14 protein-coding genes are annotated in these 19760 nt (G+C 65.6%); 10 read left to right on the forward strand and 4 right to left on the reverse strand.

The features are described 5' to 3' along the window. Positions 1 to 58 precede the first annotated feature (58 nt). Positions 59 to 724: an NAD(P)H-dependent oxidoreductase gene (locus HNQ08_RS04350; RefSeq protein ID WP_184127881.1), complete on the reverse strand. Its 666-nt coding sequence runs from the start codon at positions 722 to 724 to the stop codon at positions 59 to 61. A 378-nt stretch (positions 725 to 1102) separates the two neighbouring features. Here HNQ08_RS04350 and HNQ08_RS04355 point away from each other — a divergent pair, with 378 nt between their 5' ends. The 5 genes from HNQ08_RS04355 to HNQ08_RS04375 all read left to right on the forward strand — a co-directional run bounded on the left by HNQ08_RS04355 (position 1103) and on the right by HNQ08_RS04375 (position 7157). Continuing rightward, positions 1103 to 1498: a VOC family protein gene (locus HNQ08_RS04355; RefSeq protein ID WP_184127882.1), complete on the forward strand. Its 396-nt coding sequence runs from the start codon at positions 1103 to 1105 to the stop codon at positions 1496 to 1498. 3 nt (positions 1499 to 1501) lie between these two features. Further along, complete coding sequence (locus HNQ08_RS04360) at positions 1502 to 2152, forward strand: response regulator (RefSeq protein ID WP_184127883.1); 651 nt, start codon at positions 1502 to 1504, stop codon at positions 2150 to 2152. Next, a complete protein-coding gene (locus HNQ08_RS04365; RefSeq protein ID WP_184127884.1) occupies positions 2145 to 5030 on the forward strand; it encodes a PAS domain-containing protein in 2886 nt (961 codons plus the stop codon). Before HNQ08_RS04360 ends, HNQ08_RS04365 begins: the two co-directional genes overlap by 8 nt. A 241-nt stretch (positions 5031 to 5271) precedes the next feature. Then, the gene (locus HNQ08_RS04370; RefSeq protein WP_184127885.1) at positions 5272 to 6246 is read left to right on the forward strand and encodes an alpha/beta hydrolase; all 975 of its coding nucleotides are present in this window, start codon (positions 5272 to 5274) and stop codon (positions 6244 to 6246) included. Between the two features lie 107 nt (positions 6247 to 6353). After that, positions 6354 to 7157: a CPBP family intramembrane glutamic endopeptidase gene (locus tag HNQ08_RS04375; RefSeq protein ID WP_184127886.1), complete on the forward strand. Its 804-nt coding sequence runs from the start codon at positions 6354 to 6356 to the stop codon at positions 7155 to 7157. A 341-nt stretch (positions 7158 to 7498) separates the two neighbouring features. On the opposite strand, the gene HNQ08_RS04380 is transcribed toward HNQ08_RS04375, so the two are convergent. Then, complete coding sequence (locus tag HNQ08_RS04380) at positions 7499 to 9037, reverse strand: sensor domain-containing diguanylate cyclase (RefSeq protein WP_229789753.1); 1539 nt, start codon at positions 9035 to 9037, stop codon at positions 7499 to 7501. 441 nt (positions 9038 to 9478) lie between these two features. Further along, entirely contained in the window at positions 9479 to 10519 is a 1041-nt protein-coding gene (locus tag HNQ08_RS04385) for an LLM class flavin-dependent oxidoreductase (protein WP_184127887.1), read from the reverse strand. Between the two features lie 194 nt (positions 10520 to 10713). Between HNQ08_RS04385 and glcF the strand changes: the two genes are divergently transcribed. The 5 genes from glcF to cpdB all read left to right on the forward strand — a co-directional run bounded on the left by glcF (position 10714) and on the right by cpdB (position 17515). Next, positions 10714 to 11991, forward strand: coding sequence for a glycolate oxidase subunit GlcF (glcF, locus tag HNQ08_RS04390; protein WP_184127888.1), 1278 nt, complete (start codon positions 10714 to 10716; stop codon positions 11989 to 11991). Between the two features lie 52 nt (positions 11992 to 12043). Next, positions 12044 to 13474 carry an FAD-binding oxidoreductase gene (locus tag HNQ08_RS04395; RefSeq protein ID WP_184127889.1) on the forward strand — a complete coding sequence of 477 codons (1431 nt, stop codon included), beginning with the start codon at positions 12044 to 12046 and terminating at the stop codon, positions 13472 to 13474. After that, positions 13467 to 14132, forward strand: a complete 666-nt coding sequence (locus tag HNQ08_RS04400; protein WP_184127890.1) for a DUF5639 domain-containing protein — start codon at positions 13467 to 13469, stop codon at positions 14130 to 14132. Before HNQ08_RS04395 ends, HNQ08_RS04400 begins: the two co-directional genes overlap by 8 nt. Before the next feature lie 82 nt (positions 14133 to 14214). Continuing rightward, positions 14215 to 15483, forward strand: coding sequence for a lactate 2-monooxygenase (locus HNQ08_RS04405; protein ID WP_184127891.1), 1269 nt, complete (start codon positions 14215 to 14217; stop codon positions 15481 to 15483). A 109-nt stretch (positions 15484 to 15592) separates the two neighbouring features. Next, positions 15593 to 17515 (forward strand): 2',3'-cyclic-nucleotide 2'-phosphodiesterase, encoded by a 1923-nt coding sequence (cpdB, locus tag HNQ08_RS04410; RefSeq protein ID WP_184127892.1) that lies wholly within the window; start codon positions 15593 to 15595, stop codon positions 17513 to 17515. A 69-nt stretch (positions 17516 to 17584) separates the two neighbouring features. Here cpdB and HNQ08_RS04415 read toward each other — a convergent pair whose 3' ends face one another. Next, positions 17585 to 19513, reverse strand: coding sequence for a phage tail protein (locus HNQ08_RS04415; protein WP_184127893.1), 1929 nt, complete (start codon positions 19511 to 19513; stop codon positions 17585 to 17587). Positions 19514 to 19760 lie beyond the last annotated feature (247 nt).

Here is a 19760-nt window from a genome sequence, read left to right on the forward strand (position 1 = left end):
ACGAGACTGTTCTCCCGCGTAGGGCCGAGGCCGTGCCCTGTCGAACGCATCACAGCTGTCATGACGGTCTCCATACGTCGCATGATGTCTGCATGCGCATGGGTTCGCAGGTGAGGCCCGCGAGGAACTGGCCATACCGCTGAAGCTCGGCTCGCCTGGCGTTCTCCGTGAGCTGCCGCGGGCCGCCCACCACAAATGGCGGCAGAACCTCAAAGCCCACGAAGGCCAGGACGCCATCTTGAAGCTGATGAAGGACCTCTGAAGCTTCCGGGGCACTGGTAGGCCCGCCAAAGGTCACGGAGAGCAGGGCCCGCTTGCCCTGCAATCCTCCCGTGCCATAGACCCGGCCAGATCCATAGGCGAACCCCACGCTGAGCACACGGTCAAACCAGCCTTTCAGCATGGCTGGAGACGAACGCCACCAGATAGGAAACTGGAAGATCACCAGGTCCGCGCGGGCCAGTTTCTCTTGCTCGAGGATGATTTCCGGCGTGTGGCTCCGGTGCTCGAAGGCCTCTTTCTGCTCCCGCTGATACTGGAGAAAACGCGGTTGAGTGACCGCTGGGAAATCGTGCCATCCCGCCACCGGATTGAACTGCATGGCGTACAGATCTGAGACTTCGGCGGTGTGACCCATGGCTTCGAGGGTTTCGACAGCCCTTCGGGTCATGGCGGCATTGAAGGACTGAGGCTCAGGATGGGTGTGGACGATGAAAACATGCATGGAACCTCCGGTACGGGCCGCCTGGGCCAGAACAGTGGAAGGGGACGAGGAAGCTCTGTGAAGAGATGAGGGCGACACGATCTAACTGTTCCTGTTGCGGGCCTATGGGACGGCAAATGCCCGGATGCTGGCCTGTGTTTGGTCTGACAGGGCGTCATGGGTGGAGAGGCCTGCCGGGGCAGAGAACTCTGGGAAGGATCATCCTGTGTGGCGCAGCGCTGAGCCTGAGCACACCCTGACGCTAAGCTGCCCGGCCCAGCCTGGACGTCAACCCTTCGGACGATGCGGCCCCCAGCCCCTCCAGAGTGGCAGTGGTTCGGGCGTGGTGTTCAACTTTGGTCTAACGGCAAACACGCATCCGTCGTTCAGGCTGGAGATGTGCCGCAGGATGACTTCAAATATTGCCGTCTCAGTCACGTCAAGCTGTACGTGCCCGACCTCCAGGCCGCCGTGGCGTACTACCAGGAGGCAGGCTTACGGGCCGAGTTGGTGACATTGCCGGACACCAATGAAGCGCACCGTGCTCGCCTGTTCTTCCCGGAAGGAGAGGCTTACCTGGAACTGCACACGGACGCCCGGCAGCAGTTCACCGATGTGCAGGTCACTGTGAGTCAGCTCGATCAGGCCTACCACCTCCTCAGCCGTCAGCCCACCGTGATGTGGCTGCAACCGCCGCATGACGCCGGGGAGCGACGACAGGCCACGCTGCGCGGTCCAGACGGCAACGTGCTGATCCTGGCCGAAGAGCCCTTGTCTGCTTTAAGGGACGATTAAGATATGGCCATGCGCTCATCCGGACCGGTTCGCGTCCTGCTGGTCGACGATCATGCCGTCGTCCGGCAGGGCATCCACATGTTTCTCGGGACCGCCGAGAACATCGACATCATTGGTGAAGCCAGGAATGGCCAGGAAGCCCTTGACCTGACGCGCGAGCTTGAGCCGCATGTGATCTTGATGGACCTGAACATGCCGGTTATGGACGGCATCACCGCCATCCGTGAACTGCGACAGCGCTCTCCGGAGGTGGAGGTCATTGCGCTGACCAGCGTCCTTGAAGACCGCAAGGTCATCGACGCCGTCCAGGCCGGAGCCACAGGGTATCTGCTCAAGGACACCGATGCGGACGCGCTGGAGGAGGCCATTCACGCTGCGGCCAGGGGCGAGGTCCGGCTGCATCCCGAAGCGGCAAAGCGGCTCGCCCGCGAAGTTCGCACCCCGGACATGCGCGAGCACCTCACGCCGCGTGAGACGGAAATCCTGAAACTGGTGGCCCGGGGCCGCGCCAACAAGGAAATCGCCCGTGAACTGAACGTCGAGGAACCGACCGTGAAGACCCATGTCACCCGGGTTCTGTCGAAACTCGGTCTGGCGTCCCGCACGCAGGCCGCCATCTTCGCGTACAAGGAAGGTTTGGTGGGACTTGAGTGAGGCCGCCTCCCGCCCACCGTCCTCGCTGGAGCCGCGTCAATCCCTGCTGACTGGCCGCCTGCGCTTCTCGCTCGCCACACGAATCGTGCTGGCGGTAGCCCTGCTGATTGTGCTGCTGGGCATCGCGGTGACCGTCGCGGTCATGCGCGGGTTCCAGGAGACCCAGCGCCATGCAGCCAGCCTCGCCAGCAGTGGCGTCGAGCATCAGATCGAGCAGCGCCTGGCCGCCCTGACCGTAAAGGAAGCCGATCTCAGCGAAACCCGGCTGTTGCAGGCGGCGGCTGCAACCCGGGTGGTGGCCCGATCCTGGGACAGCCTGCTGCAGCGCACTGCTGCGCCGCAGGGGCCCGGTCTCCTGCGCACCGCTTCGGGAGCGAGCTATGACGGCACGCCTTCGCGGCAGGCCGATGTCTGGATCCGGCGCGGGATGGCGCAGGACTCCGGAGCGATGCGCGATGTCCGGGACTCTCAGCTGCTGGACGCCGTCCTGCTTCCGCTGGTCCAGGAGACTCCGGACACGGCGGCCCTGTATTTTCTCAGCCGACACAACGTGGTGCGCTACGCCCCGCCCATCGGTCTTCAAGGGCTGGTGTCCGCCACCCTGGAGTTTACCCGGCAGCCCATCTACACCCGGGCGCTGCCCACCACGCCGGGAGAGCGCCGAACTGTGTGGTCTCCGCCCTATCTCGATGACGCCGGACATGGCCTGCTGGTCACGGCCAGTACTCCAGCGTACCTGAAAGGAGAATTCCGCGGCATCATCGGCGCCGACGTTTCCCTGACCTCTCTATCGGCACACCTGAGCAGCCTGAAACCGACTCCCGGCGGGTTCGTGGTGCTGCTCGACGTTCAGGGACGGGTGATTGCCGCACCCCCACGTGCGCTGCGGGTGTTGCTGGGTCAGGCGGCGCCGCAGAGTGTCAAAGCCCGGCTGGGTCTGTCGCTGTTCCAGCACCCCGCCTCGGCGCTGAGATCGCTGCGCGTCGAGCTGACGCAGCGCCAGAGTGGCGTGCGGCCGCTTGACGCCCACGGCACGCCTTACCTGCTGTCCCACGCGCCGCTTCAGGCCCTGGGCTGGACCCTGATCATGCTGTCGCCGCGCGACGAGATCGTGGCGCAGCATGCCAGCGTGGTCCGGGCGATTACCCGGGATGCGGACCAGACCCTGGGCTGGACGGTGAGCGCGCTGCTGATCTGCTTTCTGCTGGGCTTAGTCGTTGCCGAGCGCCTCGCGCATGCCGGGATCATCCGGCCCATTTCCGGGCTGACCCGCGCCTCGAGGCAGGTCACTTCCGGCAACCTGGACGTGCGCTTGCCAGAGCAGGCACACGACGAGTTCGGCATCCTCTCGCGGACCTTCAACACCATGCTGGCCACCCTGCAACAGCACGGACGCGCCTTGCGTCGCAGCCAGGATCAGTACGAACTCGCCGTTCGGGGCTCCAACGATGGCCTGTGGGAATGGAACGTTGCCGGTGGAGACGTGTACTACTCTCCGCGCTGGAAAGGCATGCTGGGCTACGGGTCGCAGGACCTGGAGGACCACCTCGGCACCTGGGAAGGGCTGCTGCACCCCGATGACCGCGAGCGCGTTCTGCGTCATATCGCCCAGCATGTGGAGGGCCCCGGGGACCTGCTGGAATTTGAGGGGCGTCTGCGGCACAGGGACGGCACGTATCGGTGGATTCATTCGCGGGCCGCCACCCAGCGCGATGCGGAAGGTCGGGCCGTGCGGCTGGCCGGATCACACACCGACATCACTGAGCGGGTGGAGGCCTTGCAATTGCTCGAACAGCGCGTCGTGGCCCGCACCCGTGACCTCGAAGCGCTTCTGGCGGTGACCCGGGATCTGACGTACTCCGCGAGTCTTCAGGACAACCTCGACCGCCTCGCGCAGGGAGTGGTGCAGGCCACTGGGGCCGTCACGGCCACGGTCCTGCTGGCGGACTCCACGGGACGGCCCAGTGTCGGTGGACGGGGGGCCTTGCCGGACCACGCGGTGACGGTGCAGGAGCCTGGTGAGGCGTCCGAAGCTGCGGCGCTCCAGAACTGGGAAGCCAGCCAGGGAGCCAACTTGCCAGCCACGCCGACGCAGGACTCGGTCATCAGCGTGCCTTTGGTCTACGGGGGCCGGCATCTGGGGACGCTCCACGCCACCTACCCGGTAGAGCATGTGCTGGACGACACCGAACGGCAACTGCTGCAGGGCATTGCGGGTCAGGCGGCAGTGGTGGTGGAGAATGCCCGCCTGTTCGCCAGCGCCCGGGACCACGCAGCCGTGGAGGAGCGTCAGAAGCTGGCACGCGATCTGCACGACAGCGTCAGTCAGGCGCTGTACGGCATTGCCCTGGGTGGCCGGACAACCCTGCGGCAGCTGGAACGAACGCCCGACCGGGCGCCGGAGTCGGTGCGCTACATGCTTTCGCTGGCCGAAGCGGCCCTCGCGGAAATGCGGGCACTGATTTTCGAGCTGAGACCGGAATCCCTGGAGCAGGAGGGCCTCAGCATGGCCCTGGCGAAACTGGCCTCGGCGTTACAGGCGCGGCACGGTCTGGTGGTCTCGCTGGACCTGTGTGAGGAGCCGGCCCTGACCATCGACACCAAGGTGGCGCTGCTGAGGATCGCCCAGGAGGCAACACACAACACCGTCAAACATGCGTCTGCGTCGAGCATTGATCTTCACCTCAACTGCCATGCGGACCGGGTGGAACTCGTTATCCAGGATGACGGCGAAGGCTTCGATCCGTCTCAGCCGCGCGAAGGCAGCCTGGGCCAGAAGACCATGCGTGAACGCGCCCAGGCCGTGGGGGCGACGTGCACGGTCACCAGCGAGCGGGGCCGGGGCACACTGGTCTGTGTCCGCGTGCCCTCCACCTGAGGAAACTGGCCCCGTCGTCTGGCAGCCTCACCCCGCTGGACCGGCCTGGAAGGGGTCTATCCACCGTTTGGCAGGCCGTCATGTCCACCGAACGGTTGACGTTGGGGGCCAGGTGCCTCCCCTACCTTCGGAGCATGAGTGCAACCGAAGTAACCCTTCGGAGTTGACAGGCCCTGCGCGGCTGACACAGCGAATTTCCGCTGTGTCGCCCGACAGGTCACCCGCCTCATGAGGAGACCCCATGCGTACTCGACTGCTGCTTCCCCTGACCGCTGCCCTTTTGATGACCCCGGCGCTCGCCGCCAGCCGTGACGTGACGCTGGACGTACCGGGGGCCCGACTGGCCGCCACCCTCCAGACGCCTGACGGTCCCGGACACCCACGCCCTCCCGTCGCGCTGATACTTGCCGGAAGCGGTCCCACCAACCGTGATGGAGACAGTGCGGCCGGCCCCGCTGGGACCTACCGCAAACTGGCATCCGACCTCGCCGCACATGGCATTGCGTCCCTGCGGCCCGACAAGCGGGGAATCGGAGCGAGCACCGCGGCTGATCCTCGCGAGGAGGCCCTGACGTTTGACGACCTGATCGCCGACGCCCGCGCCTGGCTGGCGTGGCTCGCGGCGCAGCCCGATCTGGGCCCCGTCGTGGTGATCGGCCACAGTGAGGGCGGGACTGTCGCGCTGGCCGTCCTCCAGAAGAGGGCCGGAGCTGCGCCCGCGCCCGCGCAGGCCCTGGTGCTGCTGGCGGCACCCGGTGAGGACATCGGCACGACCATCCGTCGCCAGATCGCCCAGAATCCGGCCAATCCGCCTGCACTGGTGCAGGAAACAAACCGGATTCTGGATGCCCTGAGCCGGGGTGAGCGGGTCACCGAGGTGCTGCCCGCCCTGGCACCGCTGTTCCGGCCCAGTGTCCAGCCCTACCTGATCAGCAGCCTGAAGTACGACCCGGTCCGGATGATTGGCGCCGTGAACGTCCCCACCCTGATCGTGCAGGGCGACCGCGATCTTCAGGTGCGCCCGGAGGATGCCCGGTTGCTGGCCGCTGCTCAGCTGGGCGCGCGCCTTCACCTTGCAAGTAGCGTCAATCATGTGCTGGTTCCGGCACTGCTGGACCCAGCAGCAAATTTCGCCACGTACGCGAACGCTGAGCTTCCCCTCGAGCGCGGGCTGGTGACGGCGATCGTGCAGTTCTTGCAACAGACGCTGCGCTGAACTCCTAGCTCTCCAGAACGTCACCGCACTCGGGTTGTGCGGGCATGTGACCCCGTGCTGGAACCAGCACATCGCTTCTGCCCCTTTCGCGTTCATCAGGAGTCTTTATGACGACCCGTCCAGAAGAACCTACCCGCCGCACCCTGTCCACGACCTGGCATTCCTGGCGTTTTGTCCTGCTTGTGATGCTCGCCCTTGAGGTGTTGCTGCTGCTGTGCCTTGGCGCCGCCCGGTTCTTCCTGCCGAACGTGCCCCTCCTTGCGCTCGACCTGCCGATCCTGCTACTGAATGCCGTCTTCGCTGCGGTTCTCCTCACTCGCCTTGGCTGGTGGCGCGCCGCTGGCTTCCAGAGGATCAACCGTCCCCGCAACTGGGCCCTGATGGTGCTGCCCGTGGCTCTTCTCATTGTTCCTGCGCTGCTCGTCGGGGTCGATGGCCCACCGCCTGGCAAGGCCTTGATTCTGCTCGTTCTGATCCTGTTGATTGCATTTCAGGAGGAAGCGATGTTTCGCGGCGTCATCTTGCATGGCCTGGCCCCACTCGGGACCCTGCAGGCCGTCATGGGATCTGCACTGCTGTTCGGTATGATTCACGCCAACTCGCTGCTGGTAGGGCGGGACCCGGCATTTGTCGCCGTTCAGGTGATTGCGTCGGTGCTGGGTGGAATCGGCTCTGCCGCGCTGCGTCTCCGTCTGGGATCAATCTGGCCGCTCATCGCCCTCCATACACTGAACGACTTTGTCCAGTTCAGCGCGGCGCAGGGACTGGCGGTGCAGCAGGCCTCGCCGGTGTTGTTGATCGCGAAACTTGGCATCGCCTCGGTGATGGCCCTCTACGGCCTGTTCTTGCTTCGCGGTCTGGCCATTCGGTGGTGGCCTGTCCAGGGGAAAGGCGCCGCTGCGCCGCAGTAGTCCCACGGTTGGAGATTGCGCCGCAATTGATGCCACCCATGCAGGGGCCGCGCGAAACGAACGCCTGTATGGGTGGCCGCTCAAATGACTGGTTCCCGGCCCACGTCCGAATTTTCGGCTGGATCATCGAAAAAACCTTCGTCTGGCCTTTCGAGCGACGCCCAGATGGACCGGACGTAGTGCTCTGGTTCGAACCAGAGAGTCACTGCTTCGGAGTTGGATCAAGGTAGAGCCGTCTGGGCTGTGCAGCAGGAGAGGAACAATGACCGTTCGCCCTGTCGATCTACGGCCCTGCGTTCAAGACAGAACCGTGGACCGCTGTCGGCACTTTCCCTGGCCTCTCAGTGCAGCCCTGACGCGACACCCTGCTGGCGCACCGCCAGTCGCCGGCATTTCACTGCGTACAGACGTTCTTCCGCCAGAACCAGGAGGGTCTCTCCTGCACCCTCGCTGCTGTACGCGATCCCCACGCTGGCCCCGCGCAGCGCGCCCACCTGCCGTGCGGCCAGCACCGCGACGTCTACCGCGTCGTGGAGTGTCTCCTCGTCGGTGTCCCCCAGCACCACGAATTCGTCACCGCCCATGCGGTAGACCTCCCCCGTCGCGCCCAGTTCCACTTTCAACGTGCGGGCGAATACCTGCAACAGCTTGTCGCCCTGGATATGGCCTTCCTGATCATTGAGCAACTTGAAGCCGTCCAGATCCAGTTCCGCCAGCAGAAAAGGACCCTTGTTCAGATGCCGCTGGATCAGGTCCTGGTACATCGCCCGGCGGTTGAGAATCCCGGTCAACGCGTCGCGCCGGGATTCCTGGTGTGCCCGCTCAAGTTCCTGTTGCCGGTCGAGGGCGGCGCGCACACAGCGTCCCGCCGCCGTCAGCAGGCCCTGGTCACCGCCCCGCCAGCGCATCACTGGATTGCTCTGGAGCCGCATGATCAGCAGCAAGGAGGTGACCCCGTTGCGCGTTCCCAGTGGTAGCCAGGCGATCTGCTGGACCCCGGCGGCCACCATCGCGCCTAGCGCGCCGGAGACGAGTGGATAGTCGTCGAGATACATGGGCTGGTTCAGATCTTTCAAGGTCATCGTGACCGAGTTGGCCCACTCGGGCAGCGGGGCGGACAGAGCGTCCAGGGCCAGGGCCACCTGTGGTGTGTGGTACGCCACCGTCTCCCTCAGCTCCTCTCCCTTGAACTGCAGCAGGCCAATGTAGTCGGCGTTCAGTGCCCCGCCCAGCACGTCAGCGGCCTTCAGGGTCATGTCCTCGGGGCTCAGCTCCTGGCCTATCAGACCCGTCAGGCCGTCGAGCACCCACGCCTGGTCCAGCCCACGCCGCAGCTCATCGTCGCGGCGCTGTGGGGAGGGCTGTCTGCGGTCTGATGCCAGACTGTGAGCCCGCAGCTCCAGTTCGTTCACCACCAGGCCGGCTAGATCCTGCAAGTCCTGCAGCTCACGCGGAATGAAGGGGTGGGGCTGGTGGTCCGCGACACACAGCGTCCCGATGCAGTGACCTTCCGGGGTGATCAGGGGGACCCCGGCGTACGTGTGGATGTACGGCTCGCCCACGACCGCCGGGTGGTGGGCGAAGCGCGGATCGGCGTGGGTGTTCTCGATCACCATCGGTACGGTCCCGAGAATGGTCCAGGCGCAGAGCGAGTCGCGGCGCGGGCCGCTAGTCAGGCCTGGGCCGTAGGCCGCCTTGGTCCACTGGCGGGACCCGTCAATGAAGTTGATACAGGCCAAAGGGGTACGGAGCAGGTGGGCTGCCAGGCGGGCGATCCGGTCAAAGCCTTCCTCGGAGGGTGTATCGAGGATCTCGTACTGTTCCAGGTTCAGGAGACGGGCGGGCTCGTCGGGGGCGGAGGGCGCGCCGATCATGGTCATGGATGCAGGTTGTCAGTCCCGCTCTTGCGAGGGTCTGACAGGCAAGAACATGGAGGAATGTTATGGCCAGCTTGCGCCACGCGCCGGCTCCTGTCCCTGAGGAAATGAACGTTCGAGCGGCGCTCGGGGGCGTATGGCGCGACTTACGACGTCGCAAGAGTCCCACATCTGCCCGAGGGGCTGGAGCAGCGTAAATGGCTCGCTGCAATCACGGGTGAGCAACCCGGCGAATAGGCCTCCCTGAGCCGCATCTCTGCTTTCAGCGCCCGATTGGAAGCGGAAACCGGCGCCGTGACGGCACTGAGGGCAAGGGCTACGCTGAATACATTCGTTGATCCGGCCAGTCAGGTGGAGCGGCAGAATGTTCGACCAGCTGACCCGGTCACACCCTGCTGACGCAACGCACCCCTCGTCCATGGAAGGCGAGGGGCCAGGTGTCTCTCAGTCTGCCGCCACCGCCACCCCCTCGCGCATCGCCTCCATGACCAGCGCGTAGGAGCGCCGCCGGGCCGCCGGATCGTGAGTCATGGTGGTCAGGATCAGCTCGTCGGCCCCGACTTCGCGGGCCAGCCGCTGCAGGCGGGCGGCTACCTCGGCTGGATCGCCCGCGACAATGCGGGCACGGGACGCCTCGGCCACTGCACGTTCCTGTGGCGTGTAGGGGTAGTCGCGGGCCTCCTGCACGCTGGGGAAGGAGGCCACCTCGCCGCGGGTCAGGCGCAGGAACATCAGCCCTGCGGACAGCCCCAGTTCCTCGGCCTCCGCCCGGGTGGGGGCGCAGATCACGTTGGCGGCGACAATCACGTGTGGTTGCTGGAATGCCGCCGACGGCTGGAACGCTGCCCGGTATGCCTGGGCCGCCGCCGCCGCCTGCGCCGTATCGGGGTTGATGTGCCACGCGAAGGCCAGCCCTGCGCCGATGCGGGCGGCGACATGCGCGCCGTAACCGCTGCTGGACAGCAGCCACAGCGGCGGAAACAGCCCGTCGCCTGCCGGGGCAGCCACCGTTCCGGCAAAGGCATGGCCCGCTGGGAACTGGCCGGTGCCAAAGGCGATCAGCTCGGCCAGCTGCCGCTCGAACGGCTCTTCCAGCAGGCCGGACGCGCCCCGGAGCGCTCTGGCGGTGCGCCCGTCCGTACCCGGCGCACGGCCCAGGCCCAGGTCCACGCGGTCCGGGGCCAGCGCCGAGAGCAGACGGTAGCCCTCGGCCACAGCCAGCGGCGCGTGGTTGGGCAACATCACGCCGCCGGAACCCAGGCGGATCCGCTGGGTGACCTGCGAGGCCGCCGCCAGCACCGCCAGCGGCACACTGGACGCCACCGCGCCCATGTTGTGGTGTTCGGCCACCCAGTACCTTTGATAATCAAGGTCCTCGGCGTGTTGCGCCAGCCGCAGGGATTCACGCAGCGCTTCGGTGGCGTCCGAGCCGGAGGGAATCGGTACCAGATCCAGCACAGACAGGGGCAGGGGAGACGAGGTCATGGGCCGAGTGTGCGCCTGTAGCGGAGGAGTGACGCTGAACTGCGTCACGAAGCGGTCTTCACAGGGAATTGAAGCTCGGCTGGTGGCCTGGTGGACCGCTGACCCCGGCCCCGCTTCCCCTCTAGCCCAATCCATTCCCGCGTGACCTTCGCCCCTCGCCCACCCCCGTATCCTGTCGGGGTGAGGCACATCCGGTGAACAACGATATCCCCGTGCGCGAGCTGGGACCGCAGGGCGAGGTAATGGCGCACGCCGTGGACGCCTGCGTGCACTGCGGCTTTTGCCTGCCCGCTTGCCCCACCTACGCGTTGCTGGGCGACGAGATGGACAGCCCGCGCGGACGCATCGTGCTGATGAAAGAGGTGCTGGAGGGTGGCCTGGACCTGCTGGACGCCGTCCCCCACCTAGACCGCTGCCTGGGCTGTCAGGCCTGCGTGACCGCCTGTCCCAGTGGGGTGCCCTACGGCGAACTGATCACCAGCTTTCGCGGCTGGAGCGAACCGCAGCGCCAGCGTTCGGCGTTTGACAGGACCAAGCGCTACGCCATCCTGAAAGCCCTGCCTGCACCGAAACTGTTCAGCCTCGCCGCCCGCGTTGGCCAGTACGCCAAGCCGCTGGCGCCCACGCTGCCTGCCGCGTTGCGTGGCCCGCTGGATCTGCTGCCCGAGCATGTTCCGGCCATGCAACCCAGCCCGGGGGTCACGCCTGCGCGGGGGCAGCGCCGGGGCCGGGTGGCCCTGCTGATCGGCTGCGCCCAGCAGGCCCTCGCACCCAATTTCAACGCCGCCACCCTACGTGTGCTGGCGCGCAACGGCATCGAGGTCGTCGTGCCTGAAGGTCAGGGCTGCTGCGGGGCCGCCGCGCTGCACACCGGGGCGCGGGACGAGGCCCTGCGGCTGGTCCGTGCCAATCTGGACGCCTTCAACCCCGACGACTACGACGCCATCCTCTCCAATGCGGCGGGCTGTGGAGCGGGCCTCAAGGAATACCCGGTGATTCTGCACGGTCTTCATGACGGGGAACGGGCCAGGGCTTTTGCTGCCAAGGTGCAGGACATCAGCGAGTATCTCTCCGGGCTGGCGCGGGACGGCGGGCTGGAGCCGTTCATGCCCACTGCCCAGCCCCTCAAGGTCGCGTACCACGACGCCTGCCACCTGGCCCACGCGCAGGGGGTTCGCGCCGCGCCGCGCGAACTGCTGCGCATGATCCCGGGCGTAAGCGTCGTCGAGATTCCCGAGGGTGACCTGTGCTGTGGCTCGGCAGGCACCTACAACCTTGAACAGCCCGAGCTGGCTGGGCAACTCGGCGCGCGCAAGGCCGGGCACATCCTGTCCACTGCGCCAGATCTGATCGCCAGCGGCAACATCGGCTGCCACACCCAGATTCAGAGCCATGTGCGCCGAGCGGGCAGCGCCGTACCAGTGATGCACACGGTGGAAGTGCTGGACCGGGCGTACTGGGGAGACTTGTGAGGGCTCAGACCAGCAAAGCCAGCCCGGTGGTTGACCCCGGCGGAGGCCGCCCATGACCACCGAAAAGCTGGCCCTGACCACCACCTCACCTGCCCGCAAACCCCGCTCAGAGGGCGGGGCCGGCAACCCGCTGGCCGCCGAGCTGACGCGCCTGCTGGGCCCAAAGAAGGTGCTGTCCAACCTCTCCGAGCGCCTGAGCTACCGTTTCGACGCGATCCAGTTCGGCGTGACCCCGCTGGCGGTCGTGTTGCCGGAAAGCACTGAGGATGTGATCGTTACCGTGAAAGCGGCGCGGCGGGCGGGGGTGAGCATCGTGGGGCGCGGCGCGGCAAGTGGCCTGAGCGGCGGCGCGGCCCCGATGCAGCCCGGTGTGGTCATCTCCTTTACCCGCCTGACCCGGTTGGACATCTTCCCCGAACGGCGCGAGGCGGTGGCCCAGCCGGGTGTGATCACGCTGGCGGTGACCGAGGCCGCCAGACCCCACGGACTGATCTACCCGCCTGACCCGGCGTCTTTCCGCACCAGCACCATCGGCGGGAACCTGGGCGAGAACGCAGGCGGCCCGCTGTGTTTCAAGTACGGCGTGACCGGCGATTACGTGACCGCGCTGGACTTCGTGGACGCGGAGGGGGAACTGCACACCCTGGGGCGTGACGCCTACGATCTGGCGGGTCTGCTGATCGGCTCGGAGGGCACGCTGGGCCTGATCACGTCTGCCACGTTGCGCCTGACGCCGCCGCCCAGGTTCACACGCACGCTGATGGCCCACTTCGACGAGGTCGGACAGGCTGCCGAGGCCGTCAGCGCCGCCATTGCCGCCGGGGCCGTGCCAGCAAAGCTGGAGTTCATGGACGGGGCGTGTACCAACGCCGTCGAGGATTACCTGCAGCTGGGCCTGCCGCGCGAAGCGGGGGCCGTGCTGCTGGTGGACACCGACGGCGACGATCTGGAGACCGTGGAGGAGGAACGCGCTCTGGTGGAAGCCGCCTGCCTGGACGCCGGGGGGCAGGTCCGCCGGGCCGAGGGGGAGGCCGAGGCTGCGGCGCTGTGGCAGGCCCGCCGCAGCGTCTCGCCCGCGCTGGGGCGCATCCGCCCGCAGCGCATGAACGAGGACATCGTGGTGCCGCGAAGCGTGCTGCCCGAGGTGGTGCGCCAGATTCGCGCGTTGGGCGACGCTTCTGGTCTCAAATTGGTGCAGTTCGGGCACATCGGGGACGGCAACCTGCATCCCAACATCCTGTTCGATCCGCGCCAGGAGTCCAGCGAGGCCGTTCACCGGCTGGCACATCAAATTGCCCTGGTGGCGATTCGGCACGGCGGTGTCCTGAGCGGCGAACACGGCATCGGCACCATGAAACGCGACTTCATGCGCGACGCGGTGGACCCTGAGACCATGACTGCCCTGTGGAATGTCAAACGTGCCCTTGACCCCGCAGTTGCCCTGAATCCGGGCAAAATTCTGCCGGAGCAAACCGATGCCTGAGACCAGAATGGACCTGTCTTCCGGCGATCAGACCCTGACCGTCTCTGGCGATACCCGCCTGCTGGAGGTCTATGCGGCGCTGCCCCCCGGCCTCTACCCGCCGTTTCCCCCGGTAGAACTGCCCGGCGGCGTGGCGGGTCTGGTCTCGCGTGGCGGCTTCGGGCAGACCTTCTTCTTCGGCGCGGAGGTGCTGGGTGTGACGTTCCGCGCCCCATCCGGGCGGGTGGTGCGGGCGGGTGGGCGAACGGTCAAGAATGTGCAGGGCTATGACCTGACCCGTCCCTTCGTGGGCAGTTTCGGTGCGCTGGGCGAGGCGCTGGAGGTCACGCTGCGCCTGCGCCCCGGCCTTGTCGCCCGCCATGTCTCGGCCCCCGGCTCGCTGGACGATCTGCCGGAACTGTCGGCCCGCTTTGCCTGGGAAGTGGACGGCACCCTTCACCTGATGCACTTCGGACACGCACGGCAGGTGGAACGCGCGCTGGCGGTGTTGTCCGGTGCGGTGGAGGGACAGGGACCGCTCGATTTGACCCCTGCATTTCCGAATGGCATGGGCGTGGGTGCGGGTGGAGGCGTCCGGGATCGCCGTTTCGGCTGGGTGGACGGCGGGGCCGTTCCGCCGGTGCCAGAGCTGTTCGCCCGGGTGGCGGCAAGTCTGTAGTAGCGGTCTGATCCCCACATCCATAATCCTGTCTGGTGCCCAGGCGGCCTGATTGCCAGTCCTGACCCTCTACACTCCGGTCATGTCACAACCCGGATCGACGGCTCCAGCTCCCGGCCCTGGCCGCAGCCGCCAGACGCAGATTTTCGTGGATGGCTTGGGCGGCGCCCGCCCGCTGGTCCCAGTGGCCCCAGAGCGCTTGCAGGAGGCCGCCCGGCGCAAGCTCGACGCTCCGGCCTTCGCGTATCTGGCGGGCGGTGCGGGCGCGGAGCGAACCATGCGGGCCAACCTGGACGCCTTTGCGGCGGTGAAACTAGTGCCCCGGCGGCTCTGCGGTTCGGCCTCACGTGACCTGAGCGTGGAGCTGTTCGGGCATACCTACCCCGCCCCCGTGCTGTTGGCTCCGCTGGGCGTGCTGGAACTGGCGCACGCAGAGGCCGATCTGGCGGTGGGCCGCGCCGCCGCCGCTCTGGGCGTGCCGTTCATCTTCTCCTCGCAGGCGTCCGAACCCATGGAAGAGGTGGCCGCCGCTATGGGCGACGCCCCCCGCTGGTTTCAACTGTACTGGGGCACCGACGAGGAGGTCACGCGCTCCTTTGTCCGCCGGGCCGAGCAGTGCGGCGCGCAGGCCATCGTCCTGACCCTCGACACGACGCTGCTGGGCTGGCGGCCCCGCGATCTGGACCTGGGCCATCTGCCGTTTCTGCGCGGGCAGGGGCTGGCGCAGTACCTGACGGACGAGTACTTCCGTTCCAGGCTCGCAGGCGCGCCGCTGCCCGCCACCTCGCCCCGGCCCTCACCCGCCCTGCTCAGAACGGCGGCCAGCCTGGGCGCACATGGACGCAAGTTCGGCCTGTCGCTGTCACAGATGCGGGCGGCGGCGGCCCACTTCACCGCCAGCTACACCCGCCCTGACCTGCAATGGGATGATCTCTCGCGCCTGCGTGGGTGGACGGACCTGCCCATTGTCCTCAAGGGCATCCTCCACCCGGACGACGCCCGTGAAGCTGTCCGGCGCGGCATGGACGGCCTGATCGTTAGCAATCACGGCGGACGCCAGATCGACGGTGAGGTGGGCAGCCTGACGGTGCTGCCGCGCGTGGTGGAGGCGGCGGGCGAACTGCCCGTGTTGATCGACAGTGGGGTCCGCACCGGATCGGACGTGGCGAAGGCGCTGGCCATGGGCGCGCGGGCCGTGCTGCTGGGCCGCCCCTACGCCTATGGGCTGGCGCTGGCCGGAGAGGCGGGTGTGGCTGAAGTCGTCCGCAACGTGGTGGCCGAGTTCGACCTGACACTGGGCCTGCTGGGCGTTCACGCGGCGCGGGACCTGAGGCCGGAACATCTGGCGTAAAGGGAGAAGCCGCACCCGGTAGTCTGTCCAGGCTTTTGGGCCAGCTACCACCCCCGACTTGCCGGGCGTTACAGACATTCCCCTGACTGGTAGGGGTATCCTGAAGGGCATGAACAAACACAATTCTCTGGCTTTGATGGCAGCGCTGCTGCTGGGCGGACTGGGCGCAGCGGGCGCGCAGACGGTCAACCTCCGCATTCTGGAAACCACCGACCTGCACACCAACGCGCTGGGTTACGACTACTACCAGGACAAGCCCACCGGCGAGTTCGGCCTGGAGTACACGGCCACCCTGATCAAGCAGGCCCGCGAGGAAAAGCGCAACACGCTGCTCTACGACAACGGTGACCTGATCCAGGGCACGCCGCTGGGCGACTACGTGGCGAAGGTCAAGCCCCTGGAGGCGGGGCAGATGCATCCGTTGCACGCGGCGATGGCGCTGCTGAAGTACGACGCAGGCAACCTGGGCAACCACGAGTTCAACTACGGCCTGCCATTTCTGAAACAGGTGGCGGCCGCCTCGCCCATGCCCATCGTGAGCGCCAACGTCTACGTCGATGACGGCGACGGCAACCCCGACAACGACAAAAACGCCTTCACACCGTACGTGATCCAGCGCAAGCTGATGTACGACACTTACGGCCGTCCGTACTACATCAACGTGGGGATGATCGGCCTGCTGCCTCCCCAGATCATGCAGTGGGACAAGGCGAACTTGGAAGGCAAGGTCACCACCCGCGACATCGTGGAGACCGCCCGCAAGTTCGTGCCCGAAATGAAGGCACGCGGCGCGGACATCATCGTGGCCGTGGCCCACTCTGGCATCGCCGCCGACTACCAGCCGGGCCAGGAGAATGCCGCCACCGAGCTGACCAAGGTGGACGGCATTGACGTGGTCCTCAGCGGTCACAGCCACCAGGTTTTCCCTGGACCGGTCTACAAGGACATCCCCGGCGCGGACATCAAGGGCGGCACCATCAACGGCAAGCCGGTGGTCATGGCCGGATTCTGGGGCAACGACCTGGGCATCGTGGACCTGACGCTGGAGCGCCAGGGCAACAACTGGATGGTCAAATCCGGACAGGCCGCCGTGCGCCCGATCTGGGACGCGGCCGCCAAGAAGAGCCTGGTCACCCCGGATCCTGCCATTGCGAACGCCGTGAAGGCCGCCCATGAGGGGACCCTGGCGTATGTGCGCGGCAAGGTGGCCGACCTGGCGACGCCCATCAACTCTTACTGGGCGCTGGTGCAGGATGACCCCAGTGTGCAACTGGTGAGCAACGCCCAGACCGCGTATGTCAAGGCCGCGCTGGCGAACACCGAGTACAAGGACCTGCCGGTGCTGAGCGCCGCCGCGCCCTTCAAGGCCGGTGGACGCGGTGGGGCCAGCTACTACACCGACATTCCCGCCGGCACGCTGGCGATCAAGAACGTGGCGGACCTGTACGTGTACCCCAACACCGTGCAGGCCGTGGAGGTCACGGGTGCACAACTGCAGGAATGGCTGGAGCGCAGCGCCGGGCAGTTCAATCAAATTGACCCCAAGAAGACCGAGCCTCAGGCGCTCGTCAACGACGCCTTTCCCACCTACAACTTCGATGTCATTGACGGCGTGACCTACGAGATCGATGTGTCCCAGCCCAGCCGCTACGACATGGACGCCAAGCTGGTGAACCCCGACGCCCACCGCATCAAGAATCTGATGTACGCGGGCAAGCCGATTGACCCGAACCAGAAGTTCGTCGTTGCCACCAACAACTACCGCGCCAGCGGCGGTGGTAAGTTCCCCGGTCTGAACGGCAAGAACATCGTCCTCGAATCGCCGGATGAGACCCGTCAAGCCCTGATCGCCTACTTCACCGAGCAGAAGACGGTCAACCCCAGCGCCGACAGCAACTGGAAACTGACGCCTATTCCCGGCGCAACATTGCTGTACGTCAGCAGCCCCAACGCCCAGAAGTCCGCCCCGGCGGGTGCGACGTTGCTCAAGACACGCGATGACGGCTTCGCGGAGTACACCATCAAGTTCTGATCCTGGGACAATGAAGGAGGTGGAAGCCACAACTGGCTTCCACCTCCTTTTTGCTGCCGTGGACCGGATTTATGGGTTTTTCTTGACTGCTACAGCCCCGCCCTGGTAATAGCGAGTCACACCAGTCGTGAGGTCTTCGACGATGTAGTCAATGCGGTAGATTCCGACGTCTGAAAACCCCTGGGTCCTGGTGATGGGGGTGCCAGCGGGCACTTCCGGCGAGAGGCTGGTCCGGGTTGGGATTTCTACAGCCTGATTGGCCGCGCCATCATATGCCAGGACGGCCAGACGATAGGGATGGGTGGGGGCGCCAGGAATGGCCCAGGTGGCAGACGATGGATTGAGGGCTCCTGACGTGAGATCGGGCACTGTGGTGGTCTCGACCATGGTGCCCAGGCCAGGAATGGTGCTGTCGACGGCGTCGCGCGACACGCGGACTGGGAACTCCTGAATATTGGCGTTCTGTCCGTCGAAGGCAGTTACGCGCAGTGTGTAGTTGCCGTTTTGTACGTAGGGCTGCGCGTCCATCAGGGCCCCAATGTCAAAGACCCGCTGAATGATCCCTGCGAGTCTTACAGGAAAATTGAAGCTGTAAGGCGCGCGCGGGCATACCTGTGTGCTGGTTTTGGTTGCTTCATCGCAGGTAAAGTCGATCCGCAGGCTTGACACGCTGTTGTCATCGCTGGCCTGAACCATCAGGGCAGAAAAACGCGAGAGGATGCCACGAACATTCTGATTGGTATAGGGATCATTAATGTACGCGGGCATCAGCACCTGAAGGGCAGGCGGCTTGTTGTCATTCACCTGGGTGCTGATCTGGGTGCCAGCGCTGAGCGTAATGTTTGCTCCGTTGCTCAGCTGGGCGACCGCCGAGATCTCCAGTGCATAGCTGTTGCTGGAAAAGTTTGGGCCGATCAGATCTAGTGGAATAAACGCTTCGAGAACGCCAGGACTGGTCTGCTGAACTGTGCCGTAGTCGGTCTTGATGATCTGACCCCGGAAATCACGGACGTCCAGCCGAACATTGTCATTGCCCGACAGGGTCTGCAGAGTGAAAGGCGTGTTGCCCTCGCGAACCTGGACGCGCACTGTGGTCGGACCCGTGATGATGGCGCCCGCACTCGGGCTCAGAATCTCAAAGGCTGGCGCGGAGATGTTGCTGATCTGAACTGTTTGGGAAGAGGTCTCACCGCGCAGGCCCTCCTTGCTCAGGGCGATTACCTTCAACTTCAGGTTGCCGTCCTTGTATTTGCTGGTATCCAGGCTAAAGGTCGCCGAGGCCGAGGTGCTGACATAGCTGGTGTTGTTGATGTTGCCCGAGGGATCGGTGACTTCCAGAATGACCTTGTCCACCGTGCTGACAGCATCGAAATTGCCTGATACTGTGACGCTGAGGGTGCCACTGAATGGGCCACTCCCCAGGGTATTGATGGTCAGCACGGGTGCCGGCGGTTTGGCAACTGGCGTTGTAGGAGTACCGGGACCGCCTGTTCCCCCTCCGGTGGTGCTGGCCGTGGACGTAAAGCTGAAGCCCAGGGTGTTGGCCGTATTGCCAAACTTCACGTCGACAGGAAGGTTGGTCACGCTGGGATTGTCGGCCAATACCTTCCGGAAGAGTTCCCCATTGTCAATGGTGCGCGTCAGGGTGCGGTCTGCATACGTTGTGGCCGGGTCGTTAAAGTTGCAAGCGGCGGTGGGGGTGGTCGCAGCCGGGCACGTCAGACCCGCCGGCAGGGTAAGAGAAGGAATGTTGACGGTGGCCGACTTCTCTGTTTTGGTTGCCTCGTCGGTCCAGGTCAGCGTGGCCGTATTAATGATTGTTTCGTGCGCCCCTGCCCTGTTGGTAAAGGTATAGGTCGTCGATCCCGTGTCGCTCACGCTGCTCAGATTGACATTCAGCGTGCTGGCGCTCACCGTGGCCGAGGACGTGCCAGGTGCCCCTGGCCCACCGCAGGCGGCCAGAAGCAGAGGAAGTGAAATCAGGGCCAGTTTCTTCATGTAGGGTCCTCCGGGACGGATGAATCATTCAGGTGGAATTGAGGGTGCAAAAGGCGAGCCGTTTCATGCCAGCCAGGAAAGCGACGTTCCCGACGATTACACCATCCCATTCATCACCAATTTCTTGCTGAAAGTTCCCGTCAATGGAGCGCTGCTCTGCGATGCGTTCATTGGGCGAGTGCGGTTCGATGACCACTGGATGGGAATGAGGGACGCCGCATCCCCTGGCTTCCACCAGAGTCAATGC

The sequence above is a fragment of the Deinococcus humi genome (assembly GCF_014201875.1).
In the GTDB taxonomy this organism is placed as follows: Bacteria; Deinococcota; Deinococci; order Deinococcales; family Deinococcaceae; genus Deinococcus; species Deinococcus humi.

Excerpts from the sequence above, each read along its gene's own strand:
- cpdB (WP_184127892.1), top strand. The coding sequence starts at position 15,593 with ATGAACAAACACAATTCTCTGGCTTTGATGGCAGCGCTGCTGCTGGGC.
- HNQ08_RS04415 (WP_184127893.1), bottom strand. The coding sequence starts at position 19,513 with ATGAAGAAACTGGCCCTGATTTCACTTCCTCTGCTTCTGGCCGCCTGC.
- HNQ08_RS04375 (WP_184127886.1), top strand. The coding sequence starts at position 6,354 with ATGACGACCCGTCCAGAAGAACCTACCCGCCGCACCCTGTCCACGACC.
- HNQ08_RS04360 (WP_184127883.1), top strand. The coding sequence starts at position 1,502 with ATGGCCATGCGCTCATCCGGACCGGTTCGCGTCCTGCTGGTCGACGAT.
- HNQ08_RS04385 (WP_184127887.1), bottom strand. The coding sequence starts at position 10,519 with ATGACCTCGTCTCCCCTGCCCCTGTCTGTGCTGGATCTGGTACCGATT.
- HNQ08_RS04350 (WP_184127881.1), bottom strand. The coding sequence starts at position 724 with ATGCATGTTTTCATCGTCCACACCCATCCTGAGCCTCAGTCCTTCAAT.
- HNQ08_RS04370 (WP_184127885.1), top strand. The coding sequence starts at position 5,272 with ATGCGTACTCGACTGCTGCTTCCCCTGACCGCTGCCCTTTTGATGACC.
- HNQ08_RS04380 (WP_229789753.1), bottom strand. The coding sequence starts at position 9,037 with ATGACCATGATCGGCGCGCCCTCCGCCCCCGACGAGCCCGCCCGTCTC.
- HNQ08_RS04395 (WP_184127889.1), top strand. The coding sequence starts at position 12,044 with ATGACCACCGAAAAGCTGGCCCTGACCACCACCTCACCTGCCCGCAAA.
- HNQ08_RS04400 (WP_184127890.1), top strand. The coding sequence starts at position 13,467 with ATGCCTGAGACCAGAATGGACCTGTCTTCCGGCGATCAGACCCTGACC.
- HNQ08_RS04405 (WP_184127891.1), top strand. The coding sequence starts at position 14,215 with ATGTCACAACCCGGATCGACGGCTCCAGCTCCCGGCCCTGGCCGCAGC.